Source organism: Stenotrophomonas mexicanensis (genome assembly GCF_032911605.1).
Lineage (GTDB): Bacteria > Pseudomonadota > Gammaproteobacteria > Xanthomonadales > Xanthomonadaceae > Stenotrophomonas > Stenotrophomonas maltophilia_A.
In genome coordinates, this window is the sequence record NZ_JAWJTG010000016.1 from 26,535 (window position 1) to 44,669 (window position 18,135).

At 67.1% G+C, this 18,135-nt stretch carries 17 protein-coding genes; 14 read left to right on the plus strand and 3 right to left on the minus strand.

Annotated elements, in window-relative coordinates; all coding sequences use genetic code 11:
- Positions 1–20: 20 nt before the first annotated feature.
- Entirely contained in the window at positions 21–656 is a 636-nt protein-coding gene (locus R1L06_RS09010) for a LysE/ArgO family amino acid transporter (RefSeq protein ID WP_005408523.1), read from the minus strand.
- A gap of 138 nt (positions 657–794) precedes the next feature.
- Here R1L06_RS09010 and R1L06_RS09015 point away from each other — a divergent pair, with 138 nt between their 5' ends.
- The 13 genes from R1L06_RS09015 (at position 795) to R1L06_RS09075 (ending at position 15,243) form a co-directional block, all read left to right on the plus strand.
- Positions 795–1,700, plus strand: coding sequence for a LysR family transcriptional regulator ArgP (locus R1L06_RS09015; RefSeq protein ID WP_121503930.1), 906 nt, complete (start codon positions 795–797; stop codon positions 1,698–1,700).
- A 183-nt stretch (positions 1,701–1,883) separates the two neighbouring features.
- Positions 1,884–2,330, plus strand: coding sequence for a GNAT family N-acetyltransferase (locus tag R1L06_RS09020; RefSeq protein WP_317217499.1), 447 nt, complete (start codon positions 1,884–1,886; stop codon positions 2,328–2,330).
- Positions 2,331–2,557: 227 nt separating this feature from the next.
- Positions 2,558–4,258: a malate dehydrogenase (quinone) gene (gene mqo / locus R1L06_RS09025; protein WP_317217500.1), complete on the plus strand. Its 1,701-nt coding sequence runs from the start codon at positions 2,558–2,560 to the stop codon at positions 4,256–4,258.
- 268 nt (positions 4,259–4,526) lie between these two features.
- Positions 4,527–6,734, plus strand: coding sequence for a TonB-dependent siderophore receptor (locus R1L06_RS09030; protein WP_317217501.1), 2,208 nt, complete (start codon positions 4,527–4,529; stop codon positions 6,732–6,734).
- A 220-nt stretch (positions 6,735–6,954) separates the two neighbouring features.
- Positions 6,955–8,598 carry a malonate decarboxylase subunit alpha gene (gene mdcA, locus R1L06_RS09035; RefSeq protein WP_032127615.1) on the plus strand — a complete coding sequence of 548 codons (1,644 nt, stop codon included), beginning with the start codon at positions 6,955–6,957 and terminating at the stop codon, positions 8,596–8,598.
- A 10-nt stretch (positions 8,599–8,608) separates the two neighbouring features.
- Positions 8,609–8,929 carry a malonate decarboxylase acyl carrier protein gene (gene mdcC / locus R1L06_RS09040; protein ID WP_317217502.1) on the plus strand — a complete coding sequence of 107 codons (321 nt, stop codon included), beginning with the start codon at positions 8,609–8,611 and terminating at the stop codon, positions 8,927–8,929.
- Positions 8,926–9,834, plus strand: a complete 909-nt coding sequence (locus R1L06_RS09045) for a biotin-independent malonate decarboxylase subunit beta (RefSeq protein WP_317217503.1) — start codon at positions 8,926–8,928, stop codon at positions 9,832–9,834. Before mdcC ends, R1L06_RS09045 begins: the two co-directional genes overlap by 4 nt.
- 2 nt (positions 9,835–9,836) lie before the next feature.
- The gene (gene mdcE, locus R1L06_RS09050; protein ID WP_180837939.1) at positions 9,837–10,541 is read left to right on the plus strand and encodes a biotin-independent malonate decarboxylase subunit gamma; all 705 of its coding nucleotides are present in this window, start codon (positions 9,837–9,839) and stop codon (positions 10,539–10,541) included.
- Positions 10,534–11,175 (plus strand): malonate decarboxylase holo-[acyl-carrier-protein] synthase, encoded by a 642-nt coding sequence (gene mdcG / locus R1L06_RS09055; protein WP_032127618.1) that lies wholly within the window; start codon positions 10,534–10,536, stop codon positions 11,173–11,175. The genes mdcE and mdcG overlap by 8 nt, the downstream gene beginning before the upstream one ends.
- Complete coding sequence (gene mdcB, locus R1L06_RS09060) at positions 11,172–12,029, plus strand: triphosphoribosyl-dephospho-CoA synthase MdcB (protein ID WP_317217504.1); 858 nt, start codon at positions 11,172–11,174, stop codon at positions 12,027–12,029. Before mdcG ends, mdcB begins: the two co-directional genes overlap by 4 nt.
- The gene (gene mdcH, locus R1L06_RS09065; protein ID WP_317217505.1) at positions 12,026–12,946 is read left to right on the plus strand and encodes a malonate decarboxylase subunit epsilon; all 921 of its coding nucleotides are present in this window, start codon (positions 12,026–12,028) and stop codon (positions 12,944–12,946) included. Before mdcB ends, mdcH begins: the two co-directional genes overlap by 4 nt.
- A 104-nt stretch (positions 12,947–13,050) precedes the next feature.
- The gene (locus R1L06_RS09070) at positions 13,051–14,418 is read left to right on the plus strand and encodes an SLC13 family permease (RefSeq protein ID WP_107433622.1); all 1,368 of its coding nucleotides are present in this window, start codon (positions 13,051–13,053) and stop codon (positions 14,416–14,418) included.
- Positions 14,419–14,523: 105 nt separating this feature from the next.
- Entirely contained in the window at positions 14,524–15,243 is a 720-nt protein-coding gene (locus R1L06_RS09075) for a GntR family transcriptional regulator (protein ID WP_012510388.1), read from the plus strand.
- A gap of 148 nt (positions 15,244–15,391) precedes the next feature.
- Here the strand turns inward: R1L06_RS09075 and R1L06_RS09080 are convergent, their stop codons facing one another.
- Positions 15,392–15,724 carry a hypothetical protein gene (locus R1L06_RS09080; RefSeq protein ID WP_107433624.1) on the minus strand — a complete coding sequence of 111 codons (333 nt, stop codon included), beginning with the start codon at positions 15,722–15,724 and terminating at the stop codon, positions 15,392–15,394.
- Between the two features lie 151 nt (positions 15,725–15,875).
- On the opposite strand from R1L06_RS09080, the gene R1L06_RS09085 reads away from it, so the two are divergent.
- Positions 15,876–16,823: a nucleoside hydrolase gene (locus R1L06_RS09085; protein ID WP_071227804.1), complete on the plus strand. Its 948-nt coding sequence runs from the start codon at positions 15,876–15,878 to the stop codon at positions 16,821–16,823.
- Positions 16,824–16,827: 4 nt separating this feature from the next.
- Here the strand turns inward: R1L06_RS09085 and R1L06_RS09090 are convergent, their stop codons facing one another.
- Positions 16,828–18,087, minus strand: a complete 1,260-nt coding sequence (locus R1L06_RS09090; RefSeq protein ID WP_317217506.1) for an MFS transporter — start codon at positions 18,085–18,087, stop codon at positions 16,828–16,830.
- Positions 18,088–18,135 lie beyond the last annotated feature (48 nt).

Sequence of the window (18,135 nt, forward strand, 5' to 3'; positions counted from 1 at the left end):
TTCGGGGGGCGTGCGCCGGGTCAGTGGACCCCGCGCACCGCCAACGTAAGGGCCAGGATGCTGAGGATCACGGCGATGGTGCCGTCGAGCACGCGCCAGGTACTGGGCTTGGTGAACAGCGGCGCCAGCAGGCGTGCGCCCAGGCCCTGCGCGGTCAGCCACAGGCAGCTGGCAGTCACCACACCGGCGGCGAAGGCCATGCGGGCGTTGCCGAAGTTCTCGGCGATCGAGCCGATAACCATCATGTCCAGCCAGAAGTGCGGGTTGATCAGCGAGAAGCCGACCGCGGCCATCAGCACCGCGCGGCGGCTGCCGTCGTCGCTGTCAGCCTCGCCCATGCCGCCGCCACCGGCAATCGCACGGCGTGCCGACTTCATGGCGTACCAGGCCAGGAACGCCACGCCCGTCCACAGCACGGCGGTGGTCAGCCACGGCAGCGCCGAAGTGAGCGTGCGCAGGCCAGCCACGCTGGCAAAGATGAAGATCGCATCGATGGCCGCACAGGTGGCAACCACCGGCACGATGTGCTTGCGCAGGATGCCCTGGCGCAGAATGAAGGCGCTCTGGGCCCCGACCACGGCGAACAGGCCGATGCCGGTAGCTGCACCAGAGAACCAGGCACCGAGGCCGGTGCTGGCGGAGATGACCGAGAACATGGGATTCACTGCCTTTGCTTGCTTGGGGGGACGGTGCCTCGCGAAGGCGGACAGCACCGGAACGGGCGCCATTGTCGCGCCGCAACATGAAAAAGACGAGCTAAACTTCCTAAACCAACATTAGCGGAACTTAATTCGATGCGTATCGACCATGCCCAGCTGCGCGCCCTCGCCGCAGTGATCCGCGAAGGCAGCTTCGACCGCGCCGCGCAGTCGCTGAATGTCACGCCCTCGGCCATCTCGCAGCGGGTCAAGGCACTGGAGGATCGGGTCGGTCGCCTGCTGGTCAAGCGCGGCACCCCGGCCACCGCCACCGCCGAGGGCCAGGTGCTGGTGCAGCTGGCCGAGCAGACCGCCCTGCTCGAGCACGACGCCCTGCACCGGATGGGCCTGGCTGACGAAGACCTGCCGCAGGCCAGCATCCCGGTGGCGGTGAACCACGATAGCCTGGAAACCTGGTTCCCGCAGGCCGCCTCGCAGTTCGCACAGCGCACCGGCACCACCCTGGACCTGCGCGTGGAGGACCAGGACCACACCGTCGAACTGCTGCGCCAGGGCACGGTGCTGGGTGCGGTGACCACGCTGGACGAGCCGGTGCAGGGCTGCCAGATCCACGCGCTGGGCAGCATCCGTTACGCCGCCACCTGTACCCCCGAATTCCGCGAACGCCATTTTGCCAAGGGCGTGACCGCGCAGGCGCTGGCGCAGGCGCCGGTGCTGGTGTTCAACCGCAAGGACGAAATGCAGTCGCGCTTTGCCCGGCGCATGGCCGGCGACGACCTGCCCAGCACCGCACCGACCTGGTGGATTCCCTCCACCCGCGCCTTTGTGCAGGCCAACCTGGGCGGCATGGGCTGGACCATGAACCCGCTGCCCCTGGTCAAGCGGCACCTGGACGCCGGCCGCCTGGTCTACGTACGCCAGCGCGCGTGGGAAGACGTGCCGCTGTACTGGCAGCACTGGAAGGGTGACGTCCAGACCATGGCCCTGCTGACCCGCGCGGTGCTGGACGCCTCCTCAGCGCTGGTGCGGCGCAAGCGCTGAGGCAGCCCTGCAAAAAAGGGGACGGAGGGGATTAAGTCGTTTAAGGCCCATACGACATTCTGGGCAAAGACGACTTAATCCCCTCCGTCCCCTTTTTGCTCCATCCAATCTCCACGAAGTCTCCACACCGGGTCCATGCGTGATGCGGATACTGGTCGGCCGATCACTGCAAGGATGCCCTGCATGCCTGTATTCGTCCGCGATGCGCGCCCCGAAGATGCCGCCGCCTGCATCGACCTGCGCGGGCGCACCCGCGAGAACGCCTTCAGTGCCGCGCAGTTGGCGGAGCTGGGCATCACGCCGGAAAGCTGGGCGGCCGGCATCGCCCAGGGCGATTCGATCGGCCGCGTTGCCTGGGAAGGCGAACGCATGGCCGGCTACTGCTTCGCCGACCGCGACAGCGGCGAGGTGCTGGTGCTGGCCCTGCTGCCGGAGTACGAGGGCCGTGGCATCGGCCGCCAGCTGCTGCAGGAGGTGGTGAGCCTGACCCGCGATGTTGGCCATACCCGGCTGTTCCTGGCCTGCTCGGCCTACCCGCGTTCGCGCTCGCATGGCTTCTACCGGCGCCTGGGCTGGCGCCCGACCGGTGAGATCGATGAGGCCGGTGACGAGATTCTGGAGCTGGTCTGATTGAAGGCGTCGCCAGGCATGGCCTGGCGCTACTGGGGCTACGATCGCCAGGCTGGGCCCGCCGCTCACGTGACGGGGCCGCGAAACGTCGGATGCTGCGTTGCATCAAAAACGGACCGGATCCGGTTAGAATCGCGGATGGATGGCGCAAGGCGTTGTTTCTTCACGCCCTTTCCCTGCCCCACGCGCATCCTGACCCCTTCCCCTCCGCCAACGATCCCGCCCCCATGAAGAAATTTGGCAAGGCCCTGCTCGCCCTGCTCGTGCTGCTGTTGCTGGCCGCCGCGCTGTTCCTGTACTGGCCGCTGACCCAGCGCTCGGTGCCCGCCGCCAGCAACGACAAGCCCGTCGACGTGGTACTGGTCGGCGCCGGCATCATGAGCATCACCCTGGCCACCTACCTGCAGGAACTGCAGCCGGACTGGAACATCCAGGTCTACGAACGCCTCGACGGCGTCGCCGGTGAAAGCTCCGACGGCTGGAACAACGCCGGCACGGGCCACTCGGCCTTCGCCGAACTGAACTACACCCCCGAACTGCCCGACGGCAGCATCGAGACCAAGCGCGCGGTCGGCATCGCCGAATCGTTCGAGGTCTCGCGCCAGTTCTGGTCGCACCAGGTGAAGGAAGGCCGCCTGAGCCAGCCCAGCGACTTCATCAACCCGACCCCGCACATGAGCTTCGTCTGGGGCGATGACAACATCGCCTACCTGCACAAGCGCCAGCAGGCCCTGGTGAAGAATCCGCTGTTCTACGGCATGCAGTACTCCGAGGATCCGGCACAGATCAAGCAGTGGGCACCGCTGCTGATGGAAGGCCGTGACCCGAAGCAGAAGGTCGCCGCGACCTGGATGCCGCTGGGCACCGACGTCAACTTCGGTGTGATCACCCGCCAGCTGACCACCGGCCTGCAGCGCAGCCCGAACTTCAGCCTGCACCTGAATCACGAAGTGAGCGCGCTGCGGCAGAACGCTGACAAGAGCTGGAACGTGACGGTGAAGGACCTCAAGGCCGGAACCGAGTCCACCACCCACGCCCGCTTCGTGTTCATCGGTGCCGGTGGCGCCGCGCTGAAGCTGCTGCAGATGTCCGGCATTCCGGAATCGAAGGACTACGCCGGCTTCCCGGTCGGTGGCCAGTTCCTCGCCTTCCAGGGCCAGGACGTGACCTCGCGCCACGGTGTGAAGGCCTACGGCATGGCCGAAACCGGTTCGCCGCCGATGTCGGTGCCGCACCTGGATGCGCGCAAGCTGGACGGCAAGCCGGTGGTCCTGTTCGGGCCGTTCGCGCTGTACAGCACCAAGTTCCTCAAGCACGGCTCGTGGTGGGACCTGTACTCCTCGGTCACCCACAACAACGTTGGCCCGATGCTGGAAGTGGGCAAGGACAACCTGGACCTGGTGCAGTACCTGATGGCCCAGGCACGCCTGAACGATGCCGATCGCCAAGCCGAACTGGTCAAGTACTTCCCCAATGCCAAGCCGGGCGACTGGAAGCTGGTCACTGCCGGCCAGCGCGTGCAGATCATCAAGCGTGATCCGCTGAAGGGCCCGGTGCTGCAGTTCGGTACCGAGATCGTGACCGACAAGGACCACACCATCGCCGCCCTGCTCGGTGCCTCGCCGGGTGCATCGACCTCGCCGCCGATCATGCTGGACCTGATGGCCAAGGCCTTCCCGGACCAGATGAAGGCCGGCTGGGAAACCCGCCTGCGCGAGATCGTGCCGTCGTACGGGCGCAAGCTCAACGACAACGCCGCGCTGGTCAACGAGATCCGCACGCTGACCAGTCAGACCCTGCGCCTGCCGTACCTGGAGGTGCCGTTGGACTCCAATGCGGCGGCTCCGGCCCCGGCGGTAGTGCCGGCAGCCGTTCCGACACCAGCCAAGGAAAAGCGCAACGCCAACGAGGAACTGCAGGCGCTGTAAGCCTGGCAGATTCCCTGCAGCAGACACGGACGGCCACCTTCGGGTGGCCGTTCGCGTTTGGGCCGCTCCCTGCTGCAGAAAGCGATGCCCGGCGCCGGGAATCCTATGCACAATGACGCGAATTGTAATGTTATTAAGAATTACTTACATTTGCGCCCTGCGCAGTGACCGCGCCCCTCCCAGATGGACCTGATGTGCCCGAAGCCGCCGCCCCGGGTGCTGGACGACTGTTGCCGCCCCCTTCCCGTCTCCGAGCTTCGAACCCACCATGTCCCTGACGTTCCGTAACCGCCTGCCCCGCCGTGCGCTGCTGCCGGCTGCCCTGCTCTCTTCGCTCGCGCTGGTCGCGTCTCCGGCGTTCGCCGAGGCCGCCGTCGATGCATCCGATGCCAAGACCCTGGACCGGGTCAGCGTCCGTGCCGAGCAGTCCGCTCCGCCATCCAGCACCACCCGCCTGCCGATCACCCTGCAGGAAACCCCGCAGTCGGCCACCGCGATCAGCCTGAAGCGCCTGCAGGACGAATCGCTGTTCAGCATCAACGATGTGATGCGCAACGTCACCGGCGTCAGCGTCTCCTTCTATGACACCCAGCGCCCGCTGTACTACGCGCGCGGTTTCGCCATCACCGATTTCCAGGTCGATGGCATTCCCACCTACAGCGGTTCCACCAACCAGGAATACGACACCGCTTTCTACGACCGCATCGAAGTGATCCGCGGTGCCAACGGCCTGCTCAGCGGCGCCGGCGTGCCGTCGGCCACCGTCAACCTGCTGCGCAAGCGGCCGGGCAAGGAGTTCGATGCCTCGTTCGCGATCAGCGCCGGCAGCTGGGACTATCGACGCATGGAGGCGGACCTGACCGCACCGTTGACCGCCGACGGCCGCTTCCGCAGCCGCGTGGTCGCCGCCTATACCGATCGTGGCCTGTACTACGACCGCTACGATGAGAACAAGATGGCCGGCATGGCGGTGCTGGAAGGCGACGTCACCGACAGCACCACGATCACCCTCGGTTACCAGAGCCAGGACAACAATCCGACCGGCTCGACCTGGGGCACCGTGCCGTTCTTCGACAACCAGGGCAATTTCGCGCACCTGCCGCGCTCTACCAACCTGTCGCCGAAGTGGAGCTACTGGAAGCGCGAGAGCAACACTGCCTTCGCCAACCTGGAACAGCGCTTCGGCGACAACTGGCTGCTGAAGATCAACACCGCCTACACCCGCGGCAACGTGCAGAATTTGCGCCTGTACGGCACTGGCGAGCCGGACCCGGTGACCGGCTCGGGCATCTTCCTGCGTGCGGCCGCCGGTGATTCGAAGGACACCCGGCGCAACGTCGATGCCTACCTGACCGGAAGCTTCGACCTGTTCGGCCATGAGCACGACCTCACTGTGGGGGCCCAGTGGTCGGACCTGGAAGGCACGACGAATACCCTGGCACTGAACTTCCCGGCCGACTGGGCAACGTGTGTCAGCGCCACGGGTGCACGCGAACGCTGCTACTACATTCCCAACGTGTACAGCTGGAACGGCGATATCTCCGAGGTCACCTACCGCCGTACCGGCGCGCGCCGCGTGGCCAAGACCACGCAGAGTGGCATCTACCTGGCCACCCGCCTGCGCCTGGCCGATCCGCTGTCGCTGATTGCCGGCGCACGCCTGAGCCGCTGGGAAACCCTCAGCCGCTCCTACAACGCCGCAGGCGCCTACACCGGCACCAGCGGCGCATACAAGGTGAGTGATGAAGTCACCCCGTACGTGGGCCTGGTCTACGACATCACGCCGAACGTCTCGGCGTACGCCAGCTACACCGAGATCTTCAACCCGCAGAACTTCAAGGACCGCAACGAGAACCTGCTGGCGCCAGTACAGGGCTCGAACCTGGAAGCGGGCATCAAGACGCAGTGGTTCGATGGCCGCCTGACCGCCAATGCCGCCGTGTTCGAAGCCAAGCAGGACAACTACGCGGTGCGTGACATGGGCGTGCCGGAGGGTTCGCTGAGCGATGGCACCTCCGCCTACATCGGCGTCAACGGCACCAAGGCGCGCGGTTGGGAGATGGACGTCAATGGCGAGATCCTGCCGGGCTGGACGGTCAATGCCGGCTATACCCACGTCAAGGTCACCCGCGCCGCCACCGATCTGCTGTACGCCAATCCGCCGGAGGATCTGTTGCAGCTCAACACCCAGCTGCAGCTGCGCGGTGCGCTGGAACGCCTGAGCGTTGGCGGTGGCGTGCAGTGGCAGAGCAAGGTGCAGGGCTACAACATCGCCTACCCGCTGGGCGGCACGGTGACGGTGAACCAGCCGGCCTACATGCTGGTCCAGTTCAACGCCAACTACCGCATCAGCGACAACTGGACGGCAACCCTGAGCGTGCGCAACGCACTGGACAAGACCTACTGGGCGAATCTGGACTACAACAACTACGGCGAACCGCGCTTCGTGTCGGCCAGCCTGCGCTGGAAGTTCTGAGCCACCAGAAACGGTAGTGCCGGCCGCTGGCCGGCTCCAAGCGATGCATCGATGACGCGGAGCCGGCCAGCGGCCGGCACTACCCCGATCGATGCGGTCATCCTCCATTTCAATCTGAATGGGCCCGCCTCTGTGCGGGCCCTTTCATTTGCTGCACCGCGGGTTGCACGCCCATCATAATTATGCCGTAATTACATCGACACCAATCGGAAGCCGGTCGATGAACCCGAGCTGGGATACGTTGGAACGCAGCCGCCAGGCCCGCCTGGAACGTGCCGCGCCGTGGGCCCGGGGACGTGAGGTCGCCGCCACCGACGTGGGCGAGCTGCTGCACGCACTGCTGGAGCCGGGCGACAAGGTCTGCCTGGAAGGCAACAACCAGAAGCAGGCCGACTTCCTCGCCCAGTGCCTGGCTGACCTCGATCCCGCGCGGGTGCATGACCTGCACATGGTGCAGTCGGTGCTGTCGCTGCCCTCGCACCTGGATGTGTTCGAACGCGGCATCGCCTCGAAGCTGGACTTCTCGTTCTCCGGCCCGCAATCGGTGCGGCTGGCCAATCTGGTGGCCGAAGGGCGCATCCAGATCGGTGCCATCCACACCTACCTCGAACTGTTCGGCCGCTACTTCATCGACCTGACCCCACGCGTGGCGCTGGTCGCCGCGCAGGCCGCCGATCGCCACGGCAATCTCTACACCGGCCCGAACACCGAAGACACCCCGGTCATCGTCGAGGCCACCGCGTTCGGTGGCGGCATCGTCATCGCCCAGGTCAACGAGATCGTCGACACCCTCCCCCGCGTCGACATCCCTGCTGACTGGGTCAACTTCGTGGTGCAGGCGCCGAAGCCGAACCACATCGAGCCGCTGTTCACCCGCGACCCGGCGCAGATCTCCGAGATCCAGGTGCTGATGGCGATGATGGCGATCAAGGGCATCTACGCCGAGTACGGCGTGAACCGCCTCAACCATGGCATCGGCTTCGACACCGCGGCCATCGAGCTGCTGCTGCCGACCTACGCCGAATCGCTCGGGCTGAAGGGAAAGATCTGCCAGCACTGGGCGCTCAATCCACACCCCGCACTGATTCCGGCGATCGAATCGGGCTTCGTCAAATCGGTGCATTCGTTCGGTTCCGAACTGGGCATGGAGAAGTACATCGCCGCACGCAGCGATGTGTTCTTCACCGGCGCTGATGGCTCGATGCGCTCCAACCGCGCGTTCTCGCAGACCGCCGGCCTGTATGCCTGCGACATGTTCATCGGTTCCACCCTGCAGATCGACCTGCAGGGCAACAGCTCCACCGCCACGCGCGACCGCATCGCCGGCTTCGGTGGCGCACCGAACATGGGCTCCGATGCACGTGGCCGCCGCCATGCCAGCGAGGCCTGGGTCAAGGCCGGCCAGCAGGCCGCACGCCCCGGTGAGATGCCGCGTGGCCGCAAGTTGGTGGTGCAGATGGTGGAAACCTTCCGCGAACACATGGCACCGGCCTTCGTCGATCGGCTGGACGCCTGGGAGCTGGCCGAGCGCGCGGACATGCCGCTGCCACCGGTGATGATCTATGGCGACGACGTCAGCCATGTACTGACCGAAGAAGGCATCGCCAACCTGCTGCTGTGCCGCACCCCTGAAGAGCGCGAACAGGCGATCCGCGGCGTGTCCGGCTATACCGCCGTGGGCATGGGGCGCGACCGCGCGATGGTGGAGAACCTGCGCGACCGCGGCGTGATCCGCCGTCCCGATGACCTCGGCATCTCCGTGCGCGATGCCAGCCGTGACCTGCTTGCGGCGCGTTCGGTGAAGGACCTGGTGCGCTGGTCCGGCGGCCTGTACGACCCGCCCAAGCGCTTCCGCAACTGGTAAGGGGCTGAGCATGGAAACCCTCGACTATCGATTCGAAGGACACACGGCGGTGCAGTTTCCGCGCGATGCAGTGCTGGTCGGCGTACTGGCCTCGGGCAACCTGGAAATCCTGCTGGAACCGGCCGCACTGGACGGCGCGATGACGGTGCGCATCATCACCGCCGCGCAGGGCTTTGGCCGCGTCTGGGAGGCGGTGATCGGTGATTTCGCACAGCGCCATCCGCTGCGCGATGTACGCGTCTCGATCAACGATGCCGGTGCGACCCCGGCGGTGGTCAGCCTGCGCCTGGACCAGGCAGTGGAAACCCTGCTCGCTGGAGATGCACGATGAGCCGGACGCAGCGCCACAGTTACTACGAAGCCGATGCACGCGAGCGCATCGCCGGCCTGGCCGACGCCGGCTCGTTCCGTGAATTCCTCGGCCCGGCGCGGCGGATGATGAGCCCGCACCTGGCACAGCTCGACCAGCCCGCGGCGTTCGACGACGGCATCGTTGTCGGCGAAGCCACACTGCGCGGCCGACGCGTGCTGCTGGCTGCACAGCAGGGTGAATTCATGGGCGGCGGCGTGGGCGAGGTGCACGGCGCCAAGTTGACCGGGCTGCTGCACCGTGCAGCGGAAACCCGACCTGACGGTGTGCTGCTGCTGCTCGATACCGGCGGCGTGCGCCTGCACGAAGCCAACGCGGGGTTGATCGCCATTTCCGAGATCATGCGCGCCACCCTGGACGCGCTTGCCGTGGGCGTGCCGGTGATCGCGCTGATCGGCAGCGGCAACGGTGCATTCGGCGGCATGGGCATCGTCGCCCGCTGCTGCAGCACCGTGATCATGTCCGAGGAGGGCCGGCTGTCGCTGTCTGGGCCGGAGGTAATCGAGACCGTGCGTGGTGTGGAAGAGTTCGATTCCCGCGATCGCGCGCTGGTCTGGCGCGTAACGGGAGGCAAGCACCGCTACCTGATCGACCAGGCACAGGTGCTGGTGCCCGATGCCATCGAGGCGTTCGCGCAGGCTGCCAGCAATGCGCTGCAGCCCGATACCAGCAGCACCGATCCAGATACTGCACTGGCCGCGCTGCAGGAACGCCATGCGGCACTGAAGGCGCGCGTGCAGGCCTGGGGCGATTGCCGCGATGGCCTGGAGATCTGGGCGCGGCTGGGTATCACTGCCCCCGAGCGACTGCCGCTGCTCGACACCGATGCGTTCCTTATCGCCACCGCCGACCGGAGCCTGCCATGAGCATGCCGCTGCAGACCCTGCTCGATGCCCTGTTCCCGCATGGGCATGCCATTGCGGTGAACGATTCGGTGCTGACCGGTAGCGCCACCACCGAGGATGGCGAGGTGACCGTGATCGGTACCGCCGACAAACTCGAAGTCGGCGTGGACCACGCATTGGCACTGGCCGAAACCGTGCTTGCCAGCACCGCCGCGCTTCCACAGCGACCGATCGTGATGCTGGTGGACACCGCTGGCCAGCGCCTGGCGCGGCGCGACGAACTGCTTGGCATCAACGGCTGTTTCGCGCATCTGGCACAGACGCTGGATCTCGCGCGTCGACGTGGCGCGCGGCTTGTCACGCTGGTCTATGGTGAATCCGTCAGTGGCGGCTTCCTCTCATTCGGCCTGATGGCCGACCACATCCACGCCCTGCCCGATGCACAGGTGCGGGTGATGGACCTGCGCGCGATGGCACGGGTGACCAAACAACCGCTGGAGAAACTGCAGGCACTCAGCCAGAGCTCGCCGGTGTTCGCGCCGGGCGTGGAGAACTACGTGGCGATGGGTGCGGTGGAATCGCTGTGGGAGGGGGATCTTGCCCAGCACTTGCTGCAGGCGCTGCGCACGCCCGCCGAAGGCGACCTGCGTGCCGCACGCGGCGCACAGCGCGGCGGTCGTGCCCTGGCGGCAGGGGTTTCATCTGCGGTGGCCCACGGCGATGCCTGAGCGGCCCGCCCGCCACACGCTGGCCTGGCTGTCGGCCGATGCCGACTGGCGGGCTGACGTGACTGCACAGGAACCACGCCTGGCAGCGTGGTTCGCGCAGGGCCTGCCGGCCATGGTGGCGCGCTGTGCGGCGGACGACCCCGACCCTCGGCTGCGCCTGGGGGTACCGCTACCGCCAAGCGAAGGCAAGCAACGGCTGGCGCTGCGCGTGGCCCTGCAGGACGTCCAGCAGCTGCAGCCTCCCCCTGCCTTGGATCACGTTCTCGCCGGCGGCGTTCCGGCGGATTGGCAGGCGGCGTTGCAGGCAATGCTGCGGCTTGCACCAGCCCGCGTATTCGGCGCCTTCGCATGGCAGCACCTCACCGGACTGCCCTATGTGCACCCGCGCTCGGACATCGACCTGCTGTGGCAGGTGGATGACGCGCGCCAGGCCGACCTGCTGGTCGAACGCCTGCAGCACTGGGAAAGCGCCTATGGGCATCGCGTGGATGGCGAACTGTGCCTGGTGGATGGTGGCGCGGTGAACTGGCGCGAATACGCCGGTCGCAGCCGCGAAGTACTGGTCAAACGCATTGATGGTGCCGCTCTGGAACTGCGCGAGGCCTTGTTCAACGCCACTGGAGTTGTCGCATGAACGCTGTCGTGAAGCGCGTCGCCCGGTCCACCCCGGCGGTGGACAGCGCGCGCCTGGGGCGCCTTGCCATCGCCAGCCTGCACGCCGAACTGGCCCTTGCCCCCAAACCGGGACTGGTTACACCGTTCGATCGCGGCAGCCACCACGACATGGATGCCGGCACCTTCCTGCGCAGCCTGTTCGCGTTGCGCCACTATTTCATCGCCGTGGCCGACGCCGGTGCCGGCGCGGCGCCGTTCCAGACGCTGCGCCGGCATGGCATCGCCGCCGAGATATCGATGCTGCACGCCACTGCGGGCATCAACACCCATCGCGGTGCGATCTTCAGCCTTGGCCTGCTGGTGGCCGCGTCCGCTGCCTGCTGGGGCCGCGCGGGCCGTGTCGCCGCAGCCGAGCAGGTCTGCCAGGAAGTGCGCCGTTGGGCGCCCGAGCTCGCCGACGCGCCTCTGGATGCGAATAGCCCTGGCCAGCGCGCGCGTGCACGGCACGGCGTGCAAGGTGTGCGCGAACAAGCGGCCGCCGGCTACCCGCTGCTGCGCGAAGTGGCACTGCCTGCCCTGCGCCACGCACTGGCCAGCGGCCTGCCGCGCGAGGCCGCGATGTGCCAGACCCTGATGCAGCTGATCGCGTGCGTGGATGACCTCAACCTGCTGCACCGTGGCGGCGCCGACGGCCTGCGCTGGGCCCAGCGGCAGGCACGCACCTTCCTGGACGCCGGCGGCACCTTCGCGCCGGACTGGCAGGTACATCTGCGTCGCATCGGTGACGGCTTCGTCATGCGCCGGCTGAGCCCGGGCGGCAGCGCAGACCTGTTGGCCTGCAGCCTGTTCCTGCTGCAGCAGGAGCAGGCATGAGCCTGGCCCTGCTCTGCCCCGGCCAAGGCGCGCAGCACGCGGCGATGTTCGATCGCGTGCGCGATCTTCCGGCCGCACGCCACACCCTCGATGTGGCCAGCACGGTGCTCGGCCGCGATGTATTCGCCGCTGCGGCGGCCGACGACCGCTTCGACAATGTGCGGGCGCAACCACTGCTGTGCGCAGCAAGCCTGGCGCATTGGCAGGGCCTGCGCGAGGTATTGCCAACGCCGACGGTGATCGCGGGTTACAGCATCGGCGAGCTGGCCGCACATGCCATCGCCGGCGGCGTCGATGCGGCCACCTGCCTTGCCCTGGCTGCGCAGCGCGCGCTGTTGATGGACAGTGCCAGCCCCGCCGATGCAGGCCTGCAGGCAGTGCTTGGCCTGGAACGCCATGTACTGCAGCCGCTGTGCGATCTGCACGGAGCGCACGTGGCCATCGCCAACGGGCAGGACCATTTCATCGTGGGCGGCACGCACGCCTCATTGCAGCGGCTGGCCGATGCCGCGCGGCCGCAGGGTGCGGACATCCGTCCACTGCCGGTGCACGTGCCTGCACACACACCGTTGCTGGCAGCGGCGGTCGCACCGTTCGCTGCCGCACTCGACGCCTCGCCACTGCAGGCCCCACGCCTGCCGCTGCTGGCCGGCATCGATGCGCGACCGGTGCGGGATCGCGCAACGGCAGTCCACACGCTGTCGGCGCAGCTCGCGCAGACCATCGAATGGACGCAGGTGATGCGCCAGGCCTTCGAGCGTGGCGCGCGGGTATTCCTGCAGCTGGGCCCGGGCAACGCATTGGCGCGCATGGTCGCGCCGGCCTATCCGTGCTGCGAGGTGCGCGCGGTGGAAGAGTTCCAGAGCCTTGAAGGCGCCGCGGCCTGGGTCCGCAGCGCGCTGGAGCGGCTGCAGTAACGGGTTCAAGCAGTACGTATCACGCAACACGCAGTACGTCGCCTTACCCCGGGATGGCGGGTCTCCATCCGCGCTGTACGTGAGTCACGTGTCTGGGAGGGCGCATGAGTCCACAAATCGCAACGATCATCGGTCTGGTGATCATGTTCATCGTCGCCACCGCGATGCCGATCAACATGGGTGCCGTCGCCTTCGCGCTGGCCTTCATCATCGGCGGACTGTGGGTCGACATGGGCGGCAAGGAGGTCCTGGCCGGCTTTCCCGGCGATCTGTTCCTGACCCTGGTCGGCATTACCTATCTGTTCGCCATCGCGCAGAAGAACGGCACCATCGACCTGCTGGTGCACTGGGCAGTGAAAGCCGTGCGCGGCCATATCGTGGCCATTCCGTGGGTGATGTTCGTGATCACCGCGGTCCTCACTGCGTTCGGTGCACTGGGCCCGGCGGCGGTCGCGATCATCGGCCCGGTCGCGCTGCGCTTTGCCAAGCAGTACAACATCAATCCACTGATGATGGGCCTGCTGGTCATCCATGGTGCGCAGGCGGGCGGCTTCTCACCGATCAGCGTGTACGGCAGCATCACCAATGGCGTGGTGCAGAAAGCCGGGCTGGAAGTGACCGAGATGGCGGTGTTCCTGACCAGTCTGGGCTTCAACTTCATGATGGCGACGATCTGCTTCTTCGCCTTTGGTGGCATCGCCCTGCTGCGCCGTGGCTCGATCACCGCAGCAGGAACGCTCGGCACTGCCGAGCTGGCGATGGCCGGTGGCCCGCAGGCGTCGTCGCGCCAGTTCGCGATCGAAGGTCATGGCGCGCTGGTCGCGGCAGGCGGCGGCACGCTCAGCAATGATCCGGTGGCACTGGATGCGGTGAACCTGACCCGCGAGCGGTTGTTCACCCTGATCGGCCTGCTCGGCCTGGGCGTGGCCGCGCTGATCTACAACCTCAACGTCGGCTTGGTCTCGATCACCGTGGCGGTGGCGCTGGCGCTGTTGTCGCCACAGAGCCAGAAGGGTGCGGTCGATGGCATCAGCTGGTCCACCGTGCTGCTGATCTGCGGCGTGGTGACCTACATCGGCGTGCTGGAACATGCCGGCGCGGTGGACTTCATCGGCAACGGTGTTTCCGACATCGGCATCCCACTGCTCGGAGCGCTGCTGGTCTGCTATGTCGGCGGCATCGTCTCCGCATTCGCTTCGTCGGCAGCGGTACTCGGCGCGACGATTCCATTGGCGGTGCCGTTCCTGATGCAGGGCCACCTCAGCGCCGCCGGCGTGATCTGCGCGCTGGCGGTGTCATCCACCATCGTCGATGTCAGCCCGTTCTCGACCAATGGCGCACTGGTGGTGGCCTCGGCAGCGAAGGAAGAGCGCGAGACCCTGTTCCGCCGCTTCCTGGTGTACAGCGGCCTGGTGGTGGCCCTGGGGCCGTTGCTGGCCTGGCTGGTGTTCGTGGTGCCAGGCTGGATGTAACTACCCAACGTTAGTGCCGGCCGCTGGCCGGCACTCTCATGAAGCCATCCAGCAATCATGGGTTGCCGGCCAGCGGCCGGCACTACCTGGCGGTACACTTCCACCATGGCCATTGCCCCTGCCCCGCGGTCACCGAAGAAGCGCGCACCTCTGTACGAAGAGGTGGCCGAACACGTGCGCGAGCGCATCTACGATTACCGGCTGCCGCCGGGAGAATGGATCGACGAGCCCGCGCTGTGCGAAGAACTGGGCATCAGCCGCACGCCGCTGCGCGAGGCGCTGAAGCTGCTGGCCGCCGAAGGCCTGGTGCAGATCGATGCGGGTCGTGGCAGCCGGGTCACGCGACTGACGCTGGAAGACCTCAACCAGCTGTTCCCGGTGATGGCGATGCTGGAAGGCCGCTGCGCGCATGAGGCGGTGAAGCACATCGACGATGCCGGCGTGCAGCAGCTCGAAGACCTGCATGCAGCGATGGAAGCGGCTGCGGCCGAGGGCAACATCGCCGAGTACTACCGCAACAACTACCTGATCCACGAAACCGTGCAGCATTACGCGGGCAACCCCTGGCTGATCCGCATCACCCACGACCTGCACCGCATCCTGAAGATGCATCGTGGCCGTCAGCTGCTGACCCCGGGTCGCACCGCGCAGTCGCTGGCCGAACACCGCGAGCTGATGGAATGCTTCCGCCGCCGCGACGCGCAGGCTGCCGAACGCACCATGGAACGCCATCTGCTGAGCCAGGGCCAGGCACTGGCCGCCTATGTGGCGGCGGGCGGGCTGCTGAACGTACCGGCGCCGTTGCCGACCGAAGGCGGCGGCTGAGCGCACAGGGTTGCCGGCCAGCGGCCGGCACTACCGGCCGCAGCCAACCGCTGTTCTGTAGAGTCGAGCCATGCTCGACTGCCTTTCGATCAGGCACCGCGGCGTTAAAGCGAAGTGCAGTCGAGCATGGCTCGACTCTACAGAGACCTCAATCGCTGCAGCTGCCACCACCACCGTCACTGCTGCCGCCGTCGCTTCCACAGTCGGAGCTGCTGTAGCTGTGATGACTGTGGCTGTCCCCGGAATAGCCGCCGGAGAAATCGGCGGGCCCACCGCCACTGCCGTCGCTCCGCGCGGGTGAGCCATCGGCCGTGGCCACTGCCATGCACAGGATCGCGCCGACCAGCGGCAGCAGCCAGACCAGCAGCAGCTGCACCGTCCGGCCGCCCGCCGACAGGCCGTCGCGCTGCGCGATCACCACGGTGGCCACCACGTTCAGGCCCAGCACCAGCAGGACCAGCAGAAGGGTAACGATCAGCATTCGGCGACTCCGTGCCTGGACTGGGGGCATTATGGCCTGCCACCCCGGCAATGGCCCTGCCTGTCATGAAGATGGGACAATGTAGGGCGCGCCGGCCTGCCCCGTGGCCGCCGGCGCCCCCCGCACCACACGGAAGAAGAAGAACAACAACATGCTGAAAGTCATTTTCGATACCGACCCGGGCGTCGACGACGCCCTGGCCCTGCTGTACCTGCACAAGCACACCCAGATCGACCTGATCGGCGTCACCACCACCTTCGGCAACGCCTCGGTGGAGTCGACCACGCACAATGCGCTGTACCTGAAGCAGGCCTGGGGCTTTGCCGCTCCGGTCGCGCGCGGTGCCGGTGGCCCGCTGCAGCCGGAAGCCACCCCGGAAGCCTGGCCGGTGCACATCCACGGCCACAACGGGCTGGGCAATCACCCGGTGCCGGCCAGCCTGGACGTGGCCGCCGATGCGCGCCCGGCCCATCAGCTGATCATCGACCTGGTCCGCGCCCATCCGGGCGAGGTGACCCTGGTCGCGGTCGGCCGCATGACCAACCTGGCCCTGGCCCTGCAGCAGGCCCCGGACATCGCCGGCCTGGTGCGCGGCGTGGTGATCATGGGTGGCGCTTTCCACGTCAACGGCAACATCACCCCGGCCGCCGAGGCCAACATCTGGGGCGATGCCGAAGCCGCCGACGTGGTGTTCACCGCCAGCTGGCCGGTTACTGCGATCGGTCTGGACGTGACCACCCGCGTGGAAATGGATCGTGACGGCCTGGACAAGCTGGCTGCCATCGGCGGTGCCGACGCCGAGCTGGTGCGTGCGCTGTCGCAGGACTACGTGGACTTCTACCTGCAGGCCGGCCACAAGGGCATGGTCGTGCACGACTGCTGCGCGTGCATCGCGCTGACCCGCCCGGAGCTGTTCCAGTTCGAGCGCGCCAGCGTGCGCGTGGCCACCGACGGTGTCGCCCGCGGCATGACCATTCCCAAGCCGGAAGGCCTGGCGTTCGGTCCCAGCGTGTGGGATGGCCACGTGGTGCAGTCGATTGCCATCGGCGTGGATGCGGCCGCGGTACTGGCCGACATCGAGCAGACCCTGAAGGTCTGACCCGCTAGCGCCTGGCCCTGCCCGGGACCGTCTCGGGCAGGGTCCACAGCACCGGCAGCACCAGCACCGCCACCAGCGCGATCATCGCGCCCGGCGCCGCTGCCCAGCCGCTGCGCTCCACCCACCATTGCGCCAGCCATGGCGTTGCACCGCCGAAGAAGGCGGTGGCCATGGTCACCCCCAGTGCCAGCCCGCTGACCCGGCCCTCGCCCGGGAATTGTTCGGCCGTGGCCGGGGCCGCCACCGCGCTTACACCACCGGCCACGCAGGCCAGCAGCACCGCGGCCAGCACGATGCCCAGCGCCGTCGCCTGCGCCATCCACGCAAACAGGGACAGTGGCAACAACGCTGCCAGCACGGTCAGGCCCAGCAACACCGGCCGTCGTCCAACGCGGTCGGACAATGCGCCACACAACGGCGTGATCGCGATCACTGCCACCGCCGCAATCGTCGACAGCCACAGTGCGTCGCCCTCGTCATGACCCCGCGCGTGCAGGAACGCAGGCACATAGGTGATGCCCACGTAGTAGGTGATCGATCCCAGCGCCGAGATCGCGAAGGTGCGCGCCACCGCCAGCGGATGGTTGCGCAGTACGTGGCGAAGCGGCGTAGCCGGAATACTGCCCTCGCGACGCTGGCGTTCGAACTCCGGCGATTCGTGCATGCCCGAGCGCGCAACCAGGATCACCAGTGCCAGCGCGGCACCGAAGAAGAACGGAATGCGCCAGCCCCAGCTGTCCAGCTGCGCGGTAGGCAGCAGCGCAACCGTAAGCGCCGAGATCGCCACCGCCAGCAGCGCGCCCACCTCGCTGGCCGCCGATGCCAGCGAGGTCACCAGGCCGCGTCGGCGTGCTGGTGCGCTTTCCAGCAGGTACGCCACCACGCCGGTGTACTCACCGCCCACCGAAAATGCCATCACGCAGCGCAGTACCAACAGTAGCACGCCCGCCGTAGTGCCCGCCGTGGCCGCTGTCGGCAGCAGCGCGGTGGCCAGCATCGCCGCTGCCATCAAGGCCATCGATGCCAGCAGCATCCAGCGCCGGCCCAGCCGGTCCCCCAGGTGGCCGAAGCACAGTGCGCCCAGCGGGCGCATCAGGTAGGACACCGCAAAGCCGGCCAGGGTGACCAGCAGCGCCTGCTCGCCACCACCGAAGAACACCCGCGACAACACCGTGGCGAAGTACAGGTACAGGGTGAAGTCGTACCACTCCACCACCGTGGACAGGCCGGCCACCCACATCGAGCGCTGCCGCTCGGCAGTCATTGCGTGTTCGCCTTCAACAGCCTCGATCCCGGTTGCGCAGGTTCGGGG